The 12,961-nt window shown below is 75.8% G+C and carries 9 protein-coding genes and 1 pseudogene; 6 read left to right on the plus strand and 4 right to left on the minus strand.

Annotated features, from left to right (window positions below; genetic code table 11):
* From MN205_RS09610 to MN205_RS09630, 5 genes and pseudogenes are all read left to right on the plus strand, one after another.
* A pseudogene (locus MN205_RS09610) lies at positions 1-1,351 on the plus strand (hypothetical protein); the annotation flags it as partial.
* 302 nt (positions 1,352-1,653) lie between these two features.
* Entirely contained in the window at positions 1,654-3,474 is a 1,821-nt protein-coding gene (locus MN205_RS09615; protein WP_242126664.1) for an ABC transporter ATP-binding protein, read from the plus strand.
* A complete protein-coding gene (locus MN205_RS09620; RefSeq protein WP_242126666.1) occupies positions 3,475-5,286 on the plus strand; it encodes an ABC transporter ATP-binding protein in 1,812 nt (603 codons plus the stop codon).
* 84 nt (positions 5,287-5,370) lie between these two features.
* The gene (locus MN205_RS09625; RefSeq protein WP_242126668.1) at positions 5,371-5,811 is read left to right on the plus strand and encodes a helix-turn-helix transcriptional regulator; all 441 of its coding nucleotides are present in this window, start codon (positions 5,371-5,373) and stop codon (positions 5,809-5,811) included.
* A 5-nt stretch (positions 5,812-5,816) separates the two neighbouring features.
* On the plus strand, positions 5,817-6,233 hold the full coding sequence (locus tag MN205_RS09630; protein ID WP_242126670.1) for a VOC family protein: 417 nt from the start codon (positions 5,817-5,819) through the stop codon (positions 6,231-6,233).
* A 92-nt stretch (positions 6,234-6,325) separates the two neighbouring features.
* Here the strand turns inward: MN205_RS09630 and MN205_RS09635 are convergent, their stop codons facing one another.
* Positions 6,326-7,009, minus strand: a complete 684-nt coding sequence (locus MN205_RS09635) for a Rid family hydrolase (protein WP_242126672.1) — start codon at positions 7,007-7,009, stop codon at positions 6,326-6,328.
* 23 nt (positions 7,010-7,032) lie between these two features.
* Positions 7,033-8,643, minus strand: coding sequence for a flavin monoamine oxidase family protein (locus MN205_RS09640; protein ID WP_242126674.1), 1,611 nt, complete (start codon positions 8,641-8,643; stop codon positions 7,033-7,035).
* Positions 8,644-8,872: 229 nt separating this feature from the next.
* Here MN205_RS09640 and ggt point away from each other — a divergent pair, with 229 nt between their 5' ends.
* Positions 8,873-10,741, plus strand: coding sequence for a gamma-glutamyltransferase (gene ggt, locus MN205_RS09645; protein WP_242126676.1), 1,869 nt, complete (start codon positions 8,873-8,875; stop codon positions 10,739-10,741).
* Positions 10,742-10,811: 70 nt separating this feature from the next.
* Here the strand turns inward: ggt and MN205_RS09650 are convergent, their stop codons facing one another.
* Together MN205_RS09650 and MN205_RS09655 are read right to left on the minus strand one after the other, a co-directional pair.
* The gene (locus tag MN205_RS09650; RefSeq protein ID WP_242126678.1) at positions 10,812-11,777 is read right to left on the minus strand and encodes an oxidoreductase; all 966 of its coding nucleotides are present in this window, start codon (positions 11,775-11,777) and stop codon (positions 10,812-10,814) included.
* A complete protein-coding gene (locus MN205_RS09655; RefSeq protein ID WP_242126680.1) occupies positions 11,774-12,895 on the minus strand; it encodes a GuaB3 family IMP dehydrogenase-related protein in 1,122 nt (373 codons plus the stop codon). The genes MN205_RS09650 and MN205_RS09655 overlap by 4 nt, the downstream gene beginning before the upstream one ends.
* Between the last annotated feature and the right edge of the window lie 66 nt (positions 12,896-12,961).

Here is a 12,961-nt window from a genome sequence, read left to right on the forward strand (position 1 = left end):
CACCACGACAGCGGCCGCCGCGGGGATCGGGGTGGCGCTGCTGGTGGCGGTGGCCGTGCTCACCGTCCACGACACCGTCCTGAGCGGCGTCACCAGCTACTACCGGGACGCGGACGGCAGGCAGGTGGTCGAGGTGGGCCGTGAGCCCGTCGGCGGCCTGGCGCCGTTCCTCGCCGAGCCCGGTCTGCGGCCGGGCACCGCGATCGCCGCGGTCCTGCTCGCCACGCCGTTCCTGGCGCTGGCCGTGCAGGCGCTGCGCGTGGGAGGGGTCCTCGAACAGCGCCGGGAGCGGCAGCTCTCCCTGGCCGGGGCGGCGCCGGCCGACCTGCGGCGGCTGCGGGCCGCGCGCACCGCCGCGGCCTTCACGCGGGGTGGTTTCTGGGTCGCTCCCGCCTACCTGGTGCTGTGGGTCCTGCTCCACCCGGCCCTGCCGCCCGGTGCGCGCCTGCTGCCGCGCCTGCAAGCTGAACTGCTCGTCGCGTGGCCCGTGCTGGTGCTCCTGCTGCGCTGGGGTGGGGCGGCGCTGGGCGCTCTCACGCCGGGAGCCGCGCACCGCCGCGGCCCGCTGGACGCCGCCCCCGCGACCTCGAACGCGCCGTCGCGCGCGCACGTCGCCGGCCTGCTCGCCCTCGGCCTCGTCCTGGTGGCCGGTGGCTGGTGGTGGCTGCCGCTGGGCGTCGTGCCGCTCGCGGTGGGCGCGGCGCTCGTCCTGCTGGCCGTCCGTGCGGCGACGCGCCGCTCGGTGTTCACCGGGCCCCGGCCGCGGGCGCGCGGGGGCACCGCCGTCGCGCTCCTGGCCGCTGCGCAGCGTCGGGGCGGCCTGGCCGCGGCCACCGGCACCAGCGCCGTGCTGTTCGTCTGCGGACTCTCGTTCGGGTACACCTCGGCGATGGCCGGGTCCCTGCTGTTCCCGCCCCGCGGCGGCACCGAGTACGACTCCGAGCGGCTCACCTTCTACCTCAGCGGGGCCGGGCTCGCCGCGGCCGTCGGCGCCGTCGCGGCCGCGGTGGCGCTCGCGAGCCTGCTGCTGGGCCTGACCGACCACCTCGCCGGCACCCGCAGGGCCGTGGCCTCCACCGCGGCGCTGGGGACGCCGCTGCGCACCCTCGTCGCGGTGCAGGCGCGGTGCCTGGTGCGCAGCGCCGTGCCTCCCGTGGTCGCCGGCACCCTGCTCGGTGGGCTGCCCCTGGGGATCGCGCTCCTCGCGACGTCCTCACCGGGCGGTCTGGCACCCCTGCTCGCAGCGCTGGTCGGCGGCGCCGCGGTCGCGCTCGCGTGCCACCTGCTGGCCCGCGCCCTCACCGGCCGCGTGCGCGCGGCGACGGGGCTCGAGAACCTGCGGGTCCCGTGAACCCGGCCGCACCGGTGGTCGTGCGCCTGCCGCCCGACCCGACCGGCGCCGCGCTCGCCGAGGTGGTGCGGCAGCTGCGCGCCGCCGCGCGCAGCGGCGACTCGTCGTCGACACCAGCGCCGTGCGGAACTCCTCGCCGGGCCTGCGGTGCGCGCTGGCCCGGCTGGAGAACGGTGCCCGGCGGTCCGGGGCGCGCTGGCGGTACGAGACGGGCACGGGGTCGGTGGAGCGGCCGGGACCACGCCGGTAGCACCGCTCAAACCCGTGGAACCCGTCACGGACAGCGATTACCGTCGATCCACGTGCGGGACCTCCCCCTGAAAGACCCCGGTACCCCCGACGTCCGCTCCCCCCTGCGCCTGCTGCTGCGCACGGCCGCGCAGCAGCGGCGCTCCATGGCGATCGGCACCGCCTTCGGCTGCGCGTGGATGCTCGCGCAGGCCGTCCTGCCGGCCGCCGTCGGCAAGGCCCTCGACGAGGGCGTCCTGGCCGGTGACGACGCCGCCCTGCTGCGCTGGGCCGGCGTCGTGCTGGCGCTGGCGCTCGTCACCACCGTCGCCGCGGTGCTGCGGCACCGCTACGCCGTCACGAACTGGCTGACGGCGTGCTTCCGCACGCTGCAGCAGGTCGGCCGGCACACCGCCCGCGCCGGCACCGCCGTCACCGGGCGCCTGCCGCAGGGCGAGGTGCTGGCCAGCACCTCCTCCGACGGCCCGCGCGTGGGCGACGCCTTCGACGTCACGCAGCGCGCGGTGGCGTCCGTGCTCGCCGTGGCCGTCGTCGCGCTCCTCGTGCTGCGCACCTCCGTGCCGCTGGGCCTGGTCGTGCTGCTCGGCATCCCCGCCGTGCTGGTGGTGCTGCTGGTGCTGCTGCGACCGCTGAAGGCGCGGCAGCAGCACCAGCGCGAGCTGAGCGGGCAGCTGACCACCCTCGGCACCGACACCGTGCGGGGCCTGCGCATCCTGCGCGGCGTCGGCGGCGAGGAGGTGTTCCTGACCCGCTACCGCGACAAGAGCCAGCAGGTGCGGGCCGCCGGCGTACGGGTGGCCGCGTGGGAGTCCGGCCTGGAGGCCCTGCAGGTCCTCGTGCCCGGCCTCCTCGTCGCCGCCCTGGTGTGGGCGGGGGCGCGCGCCACCGTGCGCGGGGAGATCAGCCCCGGTGAGCTCGTCGCCCTCTACGGCTACGCCGCGTTCCTCACCTCCCCGCTGCGGATGCTCGTGGAGGCCGCCGACAAGTACGCGCGCGCCCTCGTCGCCGCCCGCCGGCTGGTGACGCTGCTGGAGGTGCCGCCGCTGCTGACCGAGCCGGCCCGGCCGGAGCACCCGCCGGCGGGGCCGCTGGCCGACCCGGTCTCCGGCGTCGTCGCCGCCCCCGGCGAGCTGACCGTCGTCGTCAGCGACCCCCCGGAGCTGGCCGCGCCGCTGGGCCGGCGCCTGGCCCGCTTCGACGACTCCGGCGACCCCGCCGGGTCCGGTGACGAGGGCGTGGCCCTCGGCGGGGTGCCGCTGCGGCGGGTGCCCGTCGCGGAGGTGCGCCGCAGGGTCCTGCTCGCCGAGGACGACGCGCAGCTGTTCAGCGGCACCCTGCGCGAGCAGGTCGACCCCGAGGGCGCGCACGGCGACGCGCAGGTGCTCGCCGCGATGGAGGTCGCCGACGCCACCGGGATCGTCGACCTCGTCGACGGCGGGCTGCGCGGCGTCGTCACCGAGCGGGGCCGCTCGCTGTCCGGCGGCCAGCGCCAGCGCCTGGCGCTGGCCCGCGCGCTGCTGCGCGACCCCGAGGTGCTGGTGCTGGTCGAGCCCACCAGCGCTGTCGACGCCCACACCGAGGCGCGCATCGCCGCCCGCCTGCGCGCCGCCCGCGCCGGGCGCACCACGCTCGTGGCCAGCGGCAGCCCGCTCGTGGCACCGCACGCCGACACGGTGCACTGGCTGCGCGGCGGGCGCCTCGTCGCCAGCGGCCGGCACGCCGACCTGCTGGCCGACCCCGCGTACCGCCGCTTCGTCACCCGCGACGCCGGTGGGGAGGGCGACGCCCACGGCGCGCCCACCGCGGGCGGGGTGCCGGCGCAGCCCACCGCCCGCCGCCCCGTGCCCGCCCCGCTGCCCGGTCAGGAGACCTGAGTGAGCACCACCGAGAGCACGACCGACGAGGGCACCGACCCCCTGCTCGACGAGCGCACCACCCTGCCGGTCGCCGACCGCACCCAGGTGCTGCGCGACGTCGAGCGCCTGGTGCGCCGGCACCGCCGCCCGGGCGCGGTGATGCTGGTGCTGCACTCGGCCGCCGCCCTCGTCGGCCTCGCCGGCCCGTGGCTGCTGGGGAGCCTCGTGGACCGCGTCGTGGCCGCCGCGCGCGGCGGCGACGCGGCGGCCGCCCTGGCGGACGTGGACCGCACCGTCGCGCTGCTCGCCGCCGCCGTCGTCGCGCAGGCCCTGCTGGCGCGGGTGGCGCGGTACCGGTCGCTGTCGCTGTCGGAGGAGGTGTTCGCCGAGCTGCGCGAGGAGTTCCTCGCCCGCGCCACCCGGCTGCCGCTGTCGGTCGTCGAGCAGGCCGGCACCGGCGACCTCGTCTCCCGCACCACCAACGACGTCGAGTCGCTCAGCTACACCGTGCGCTACGGCGCGCCGGCGATCCTCGTGGCCGCCGTCACCACCGCGTTCACCGTCGCCGCCGCGTTCCTCGCCGGGCCGCTGGTGGCGCTGGCGATCCTCGCCGGCCTGCCCGGCCTGCTCGTCGGGACCCGCTGGTACCTGCGCCGCGCGCCCGCCGGGTACGCCGCCGAGCGCGCCTGGTGGGGCCGCATCTCCACGACCCTCGGCGAGAACGTGGAGAACACGCGCACCGTGGAGGCGCTGGGCCTGGCCGAGCACCGGGTGGGGCTGCTGGACCGCGTCATCGGCGAGACCGTGCGGCGCGAGTCGTACACGCTGCGGCTGCGCACCACGTGGTTCCCCACCATCGAGATGTCGTACCTGCTGCCGGTGGTGGTGGCGCTGGTGTGGGGCGGGTTCCTCGTCCGCCACGACCTCGCCTCCGCCGGTGAGGTCGCCGCCGTCGTGCTGTACCTGCGGCAGCTCGTCGGTCCCGTCAACGAGCTGCTCATCTGGTGGGACGAGCTGCAGGTGGGGCAGGCGTCGTTCGCGCGGGTCGTCGGCCTGGCGACCGTGCCGCCGGACCGCACCGAGACCGGCGAGGAGGCCCGCTCCGACGACGTGCGGGCCGAGCGCGTCGGCTACGAGTACGCCCCCGGCCGGCCCGTGCTGCACGACGTCTCGCTCACCCTGGAACCCGGCGAGCGCCTCGCCGTCGTCGGCCCCACCGGCGCCGGCAAGTCCACCCTGGGCCGGCTCATCGCCGGCATCGCCCCGCCCACCAGCGGGTCGGTGCGCGTCGGCGGCGCCGAGGTGACCGGACTGCCCCTGGACGAGATGCGCCGCCAGGTCGCGCTCGTCACCCAGGAGCGGCACGTGTTCAGCGCCTCCCTGCGCGACAACGTCGCGCTGCCCGCGCCGGACGCCGACGACACCGCGGTGGAGGCGGCGCTGGAAGCGGTGGACGCGCTCGGCTGGGTGCGGGCGCTGCCCGAGGGCCTGGCCACGCAGGTCGGCGAGAACGGGGTGGAGCTGTCCGCCTCGCAGGCGCAGCAGGTGGCGCTGGCGCGCCTGGTGCTGGCGGACCCGCACACCCTCGTGCTCGACGAGGCGACCTCGCTGCTGGACCCGAACGCGGCCCGGCACACCGAGCGCTCGCTGGCGGCGGTCCTGGACGGGCGCACCACCGTCGCCATCGCCCACCGCCTGCACACCGCCCACGACGCCGACCGCATCGCCGTCGTGGAGGGCGGGCGCATCACGGAACTCGGCACGCACGACGAACTGGTGGACGCCGACGGGCCGTACGCGCGGTTGTGGCGCAGCTGGCACGGCGGCTGAGGCACGCACCCCCGCGGGGGCCGGTGCCGTGCCACGGCCCCCGCACCCCTACCCGCGGCGCGGGGGCCGTGGCACGGTGGTCGCGTGACGCTGGAGGACCTCGTCCGGCTGCGGCGGGTGCGCGACCTGATCGACCGGGAGCACGCGCAGCCGCTCGACGTCCCGGCGCTGGCTCGCGCCGCCCTGATGTCGCCCGGCCACTTCTCGCGCAGCTTCCGGGCCGCCTTCGGGGAGACGCCGTACGGCTACCTGATGACGCGGCGGGTGGAACGCGCGAAGGCGCTGCTGCGGCGCGGCGACCTGACGGTGACGGAGGTGTGCCTGGCGGTCGGCTGCACGTCGCTGGGCTCGTTCAGCTCGCGGTTCACCGAACTGGTCGGCGAGAGCCCCAGCGCGTACCGGGCGCGCCACCACGACGAGAGCGCCGCCGTGCCGCCCTGCGTGGCCAGGGTGCGCACGCGGCCGGTCAGGACGCGACCGGTCAGGAACGGAGAAGCCCGGGACGCGGACGCGCCCCTAGCGTGAAGCGCATGGACATCACGCTCTCGCAGTGCTTCATCGCCGTCGACGACCACGAGGCGGCTCTCGCCTTCTACCGCGACGCCCTCGGCCTGGAGGTGCGCAACGACGTCGAGTTCGAGGGGATGCGCTGGACGACCGTCGGCTCCACCGCCCAGCCGGACGTGGAGATCGTGCTCGAACCGCCCCTGGCGGACCCGAACGCGTCCGCCGACGACCGGCGGGCCGCCGCGGAACTGCTCGCGAAGGGCATGCTCCGCGGGGTCATCTTCCGGACCGACGACTGCGACGCCACCTTCGAGCGGGTGCGCGCCGCCGGCGGGGAGGTGCTCCAGGAACCGGTGGACCAGCCGTACGGCGTGCGCGACTGCGCCTTCCGCGACCCTGCCGGCAACATGCTGCGCTTCAACCAGTCGAAGGGCGGGTGACCGCCGGCCGCGGCCGGGGCGCGCGGCGGNGCCGCGGCGGAACCCCCGGGGTCCCGCCGCGGCCGCCGTGTCAGAGGCGCGTCAGAGGCGCGTCAGTGCTTCTCGCCCTTCGCGAACGGCTGCTCCGGGTAGACCGCGTCCACCTCGATCTCCACGAGCCAACCGGCCACCGGCAGGGAGGCGACCTCCAGCGCCGAGCGCGACGGCCGGGCGGGGTTCTCGAACAGCGGCGGCGCGGGTGCGGCGGTGCCCATCGGCACGTCGACCGCCTCGTTCGTCTCCAGGTCGACGTTGGCGAAGTACTGCCGGTACGCGCGGTTCCAGCCGGCGAAGTCGGCCGTCTCGGTGCCCTCCTCGTTGGCGAGGAACACTCGCATGGTGACGACGTCGTCGAAGCTCAGGCCCTGCGCGGCGAGGTTCTCCCCGATCGCCGCCAGGGCGTTCAGGCCCTGCGCCTCGGTGAGCGTCACGCCCTCCGGCAGCGCACCGCCGAAGGAGGCGAGGTCCACGTACGCGTCCGGGGTGCCCGGCGCGGCGTCGGGGTTCGCAGCGGACGGACCGATCCCGCTGGACTTGTAGATCGCGGTGCCCGGGCCGATGCCGACACCGTTCGCGATGAACGGGTTGGTCTCACCCAGGGGCAGCGCCACCTCGACCGTTCCCGGTGCGGGAGTCCCGCCGCGGGCGGCGGCGACACCGGCGCCGGCGCCCAGGCCGACGAGGAGCAGCGCACTGACGCCCACGGCCAGCGGCCGGCGGGACAGGTTCTTCTTCACTCGGGTTCCTCCGGTTCGGTGGTTCAGCTGCTCATGACGCGCTGGTGCAGCGCGGTGACGGCGGCGCGGGCGGAGGTCATCGCGCCGTGCTGCCAGGCGATGGCGTGGGAGAGGTGGTCGCCGGCGAAGTAGACGTTGCCCTGCGGGGCGAGCAGCGTCGCGTAGTCGGGCCCGGCCTGGTCCTCCCAGCCCACCCAGCCGCCCTCGCTGTACTTCGTCGCGGCCCACGAGACGGAGAACGAGGACGCGATGTCCTTCCCGTACACGTCGCCGTGGATGAGGGCGCCGTTGCGCACGGCCCGTGCACGGCGCTGCGCGTGCGGCAGCGCCTGGTACTCCAGGGCGGCCTGCCCGTAGTTGTAGTAGCCGACGACGACGCCGCGCTCGGTGTGGAAACCCGACGACGGGTACCAGACGTGCGCCAGGTCCAGGTCGGTGTTGGTGATGCCGCCGTAGATGCGCATGTCGTCCTCCCACCAGCGGCGGGAGTACTCCAGACCGATCTTCCCGGTGGGTGCCGGCTTCGCCGCCTGCAGCGCCGTGGTGACGCCGGGGCCGAGGTTGTGCGGGATGCGCGCGGCGATGTGCGGGGGGATGGTGTTGACGACGAAGTCCGCGCTCGCGGTGCGCGGGACGCCGCGGGCGTCGACGTAGTCGACCTCCCCGCCGGCGGGGGTGGTGCGGATCCCGGTGACCTCCGCGCCGTAGCGGATCCTCCCCGGACCGACGGCCCTCTCCAGCGCGTACGCGATGCGGTCCATGCCCCCGACGGGCTGGAACATCATCATCGCCTGGTCCCAGCCGAACTCGAAGGTGAACTCGCGGCCGATGCCGCTGGCGAGGACGTCGTGCAGGCCGGGGGCCGGCGTGACGGAGCCGGCCTCCAGGCCGGCCCCGGGTTCGACGTCGAAGCCGCGGCGGCCGCTGCCACCGAGGTAGAGGTCCGCCGCGGCCGGGTCCCCGGTGGAGTTCCCCAGGTCGCCGAAGTCGCGCAGGAACTCGATGAGGGCCTCCTTGTCGGAGGCGCTGAGCTCACCGTCCAGCGCACCCGCGTTCGTGGCCTTCGACAGCAGTTCCGAGACGTACCCGTACACGTCCGCCTTGGCGGCGCGGTGCTTCACCGGGGTGTTGGAGATCGCCGTGTCGCCGGTGTAGTACAGCAACGCGTCGGCGTTCTGGTTCACGAACGGCTCGATCGCGACGCCCAGCTCGCGGCAGTAGTCCAGGGTGACGTGGTGCTGCGGGATGCGCGCGGGGCCGGCGTTCATGTACTGGCCCTCGGCGAACCTCACCCGCTGCGTCTCGCCGTTCAGGTCCGTCTCCGTGTCACCCCCGCGGACCGTCCAGTTCCGGCCGCCGGGGCGGTGGCGGCCCTCGAGCAGGGTGACCCGGTACCCGGCCTTGCCGAGCTCGTACGCGGTGGTCAGGCCCGCGATGCCGGCACCCAGCACCAGGACGCTGCGGGCTGAGCGGCCGGTGAGGGTGAAGTCGGACGCGCGCGGCGGGGTGAACGCGGCGTTCTCGGCGGCCGACGCCAGCGGGGCCAGGCCCAAGGCGCCCATGGCGCCGAACATGGCCCCGGCGCCGCCGGTGGCGCCGACACCACGGAGGAAGTTCCTGCGGGAAACGGGCACGGTTCTCCTCGAGAGGACACAGGGGGATCACCCCCGGTGAGGGGGACACCCGAACCCTGGCGGTGCTGTGTTTCGTGCAGATCACGTGATCATCAACACTGCGTGACGCGGGAGCTCAGGAGCGCGGGACCGCCGGGTCCTCACCGTGCGTGTCGGGATCCTTGCGCCGGCGCCGCGCAGGGGTATTGGATGGCGCCGTCCGCGGTCCCACCCCCCGCCTGGAGCACGCATGCCGCACCGTCGCCGCACCTCCCTCCTCGCGCTCGTCGGCCTGACCGCCGGGGTCGCCGTCGCCGGCCCGGCCACCGCCGCCCCCACCGCCGCCCCCACCGCCGAGAAGGTGCCCCTCGCCGTCGGCACGGGTGGCGCCGTCGCCACCGTCGACCCCGACGCCACCCGCATCGGCCTCGACGTCCTCGCCGACGGCGGCAACGCCGCCGACGCGGCCGTGGCCGCCGCCGCCGCGCTCGGCGTCACCGAGCCCTACTCCGCCGGCGTCGGCGGCGGCGGGTTCTTCGTCTACTACGACGCCGAGAGCGGTGAGGTCTCCACCATCGACGGCCGGGAGACCGCCCCGATGGCCATGGGTGCCACCGCCTTCCTCGACGAGGACGGCGAGCCCCTGCCCTTCCGCGACGCCGTGAACAGCGGCCTGTCCGTGGGCACCCCGGGAACGCCGCGCACGTGGGAACGGGCCCTGGAGGAGTTCGGCACCAAGTCGCTGCGCGACGTGCTCGCCGGGCCCACCGCCCTGGCCCGCGACGGGTTCACCGTCGACGAGACGTTCCGGCAGCAGACCGCCGAGAACGAGGAGCGGTTCCGGCTGTTCCCCGCCACGGCGGAGCTGTTCCTGCCCGGCGGGGAACTGCCCGAGGTGGGGTCCGTCTTCCGCAACCCCGACCTCGCCCGCACCTACCGGCAGCTCGCCGTGCGGGGCGTGGACTCCTTCTACGACGGTCGCCTCGCCGATGAGATCGCGGCGACCGCGCAGGACCCGCAGGAGGCCGAGGGGGCGCCGGAGGCCTACGACGGTCTGCTCACCGCGGCCGACCTCGCCGCCTACGACGCCCCGCTGCGCGAGGCCACCGCGGTGGAGTACCGCGGCCTGGAGGTCTACGGCATGGCGCCCCCCTCCAGCGGCGGCACCACCGTCGGCGAGGCCCTGAACATCCTCGACCAGTACGGCCTGGCCTCGATGCCCGAGGCCGACCGGCTCCACCACTACCTCGAAGCCGGTGCGCTCGCCTTCGCCGACCGCAACGCCTACGTCGGCGACCCCGCCTACAGCCAGGTCCCCGTCGAGGAGCTGCTCTCGGAGGGCTTCGCGTCCGAACGCGCCTGCGAGATCGACCCCACCGCCGCGGCGCCCAAGCCGGTCCCGGCCGGGGTACCGGACGGCGAGTACGCCCCCTGCGCCGCCACCGACGGCGCGAGCGTGCAGGACACCGCGGCGGGGGTGTCCACGACCCACCTGACCGTGGCCGACGCCGAGGGGAACATCGCCAGCTACACGCTGACGATCGAGCAGACCGGCGGCAGCGGCATCACGGTGCCGGGCCGCGGCTTCCTGCTCAACAACGAGCTCACCGACTTCACGTTCGCGCCCGCCGACCTCACGCAGCCCGAACCCAACCTGCCCGCCCCCGGCAAGCGCCCGCGCAGCAGCATGGCCCCCACCATCGTGCTGAACGACGGCGAGCCCCTCATGGCGCTCGGCTCCCCCGGCGGCAGCACCATCATCACGACCGTCCTGCAGACCCTCGTGAACCGGGTCGACGCGAACATGCAGCTCGACGAGGCCATCGCCGCGCCGCGGGCCACGCCGCGCAACACGGCGACCGTGAACGCCGAGCCGGCGTTCCTGCAGGCGCACGGGGCGGAGCTCACCGCCCTCGGCCACGCCTTCAGCGAGACCGCCGAGATCGGCGCCGCCACGGCGGTGGAGTTCCTGCCCACGCCCGAGGGCCGCACCCCGCTGATGCTCGCCGCGGCCGAGACCACCCGGCGCGGCGGCGGCAGCGCGGGCGTCGTGGACGACGTGTACGCCACCCGCGGGACGAAGTCCGCGCCCGACCTGGCGCCGTCCCTCATCGACTGACCGGTCGTCCCCGGGGGCGGGTGCACCCAGCCCCCGGGGCCACCGCACCGTCGCGGACGAGTGGGGACCGTCAGCGCGCGGTGAGCTCCTCGAACGCCACGCCCGTCCACTCCGCCGAGCGCGCCCACAACCAGGCCGCGTCCGCGGTGTCGTACGCCGCCGCGGACGCCCGCTCCAGCACCGGGAAACCCTTCCAGCCGCCGACCCCGTCGGGGCCGAAGAACTCCCCGCCGGTGGCGGCCGCATCGCCCGCCGCGCGCAGCAGCGGCCACGCCCCCTGAGCCGGCGGGTGCCCCACCAGGCGGCCCAGCGCCCGGCCCAGCGCACCGCCCACGCGGCTGTCCGCCGCCAGCGGCGTCGCCTTCCACAGGTTCGTGTCCGAGATCCCCGGGTGGGCGGTCGTCGAGACCAGCGGCGCCCCCGCCGCCGCGGCGCGCCGCTGCAGCTCGAGCCCGAACAGCAGGTTCGACAGCTTCGACTGCCCGTACGCGTGCCAGCGCGAGTAGGAGCGCTCGCTGAGGTAGTTCTCGCGGTCCAGCGCGCCGAACCGGTGCGCCACGCTCGCCACGCTGACGACCCGCGCACCGTCGCCGGCGAGCAGCAGCGGCAGCAGCAGCCCCGTCAGCGCGAAGTGCCCCAGGTGGTTCGTGCCGACCTGCAGCTCGAACCCGTCCGCGGTGCGGGCGAACGGCGGCGCCATGACCCCGGCGTTGTTCACCAGGACGTCCACGCTCGCGCGCCGGCCGGCGACGTCCGCCGCCGCGCGGCGCACGCTCGCCAGGTCCGCCACGTCCAGCGCCACCAGCTCCGCGGACGCCTGCACGCCCGAGTCGGCGACGTCCGCGCGCAACCGCTCCAGGGCCGCCTCACCCCGGCCGGTGTCCCGGCAGGCCAGCAGCACGTCCGCGCCGCGGCGGGCGAACTCCACGGCCACGTGGAACCCCAGGCCGGAGTTCGCGCCCGTCACCAGGACGGTGCGACCGTCCTGCGGACCGAGCTCGTCCGGCGTCCAGACCGCCACCGGGCGCCCGCTCACGCCGGCTGGTAGGGGGAGACGACGACCTCGACGCGCTGGAACTCCTTCAGGTCGGAGTAGCCCGTCGTCGCCATCGAGCGGCGCAGCGCACCGACGAGGTTCGTGGTGCCGTCGGCCACGCGGCCGGGGCCTTCGAGGATCTCCGCCAGCGGCGCCACCGTGCCCACGTGGACCCGCTCACCGCGCGGCAGCACCGAGTGGTGCGCCTCCGGACCCCAGTGCCAGCCGCGGCCCGGGGCCTCCGTCGCGCGCGCCAGCGCCGCACCCAGCATCACCGCGTCCGCCCCGCACGCGACCGCCTTGACGATGTCGCCGGAGGTGCCGACACCGCCGTCGGCGATGACGTGCACGTAGCGGCCGCCGGACTCGTCCATGTAGTCGCGCCGGGCCGCCGCCACGTCCGCCACCGCGCTCGCCATCGGGGCGTGGATGCCCAGGGTGCGGCGGGTGGTGTGCGCCGCTCCCCCGCCGAAGCCGACGAGGACGCCCGCGGCGCCGGTGCGCATCAGGTGCAGGGACGCCGTGTACGTCGCGGCACCGCCCACCACGACCGGCACGTCCAGCTCGTAGATGAACCGCTTGAGGTTCAGCGGCTCGCTGCGACCGGAGACGTGCTCGGCGGAGACGGTGGTGCCGCGGATGACGAACAGGTCCACGCCCGCGTCGACGACGACCTTCCAGAACTCCTGGGTGCGCTGCGGCGACAGGGCCCCGGCGACGGTCACCCCGGCGGCGCGCACCTGCGCCAGCCGTGCGGTAATCAGCTCAGCCTTGACCGGCTCGGCGTAGATCTCCTGCATGCGCCGCACCGCGACCGCCGGGTCCAGCGCGGCGATCTCCGCCAGCAGCGGCTCCGGGTCCTCGTAGCGCGTCCACAGGCCCTCGAGGTCCAGCACGCCCAGGCCGCCGAGCCGGCCGATGGCCACGGCCGTCGCCGGCGAGGCCACCGAGTCCATCGGCGCGCTCAGCACCGGCAGGGAGAAGTGGTATGCGTCGATCTGCCAATCCGTGGAGACGTCCTCGGGGTCGCGCGTGCGGCGGCTGGGGACGATCGCCACGTCGTCGAAGCTGTAGGCGCGACGACCCCGCTTGCCGCGGCCGATCTCGATCTCGTACACCCCGACAGGCTACCGGCTGCCCGGCGCCCGCCCCTCCCGCGGCGGCGGGGCGGGTGCCGCGCCGTC

The sequence above is a fragment of the Kineococcus sp. TRM81007 genome (genome assembly GCF_022669155.1).
Classification (GTDB): domain Bacteria; phylum Actinomycetota; class Actinomycetes; order Actinomycetales; family Kineococcaceae; genus Kineococcus.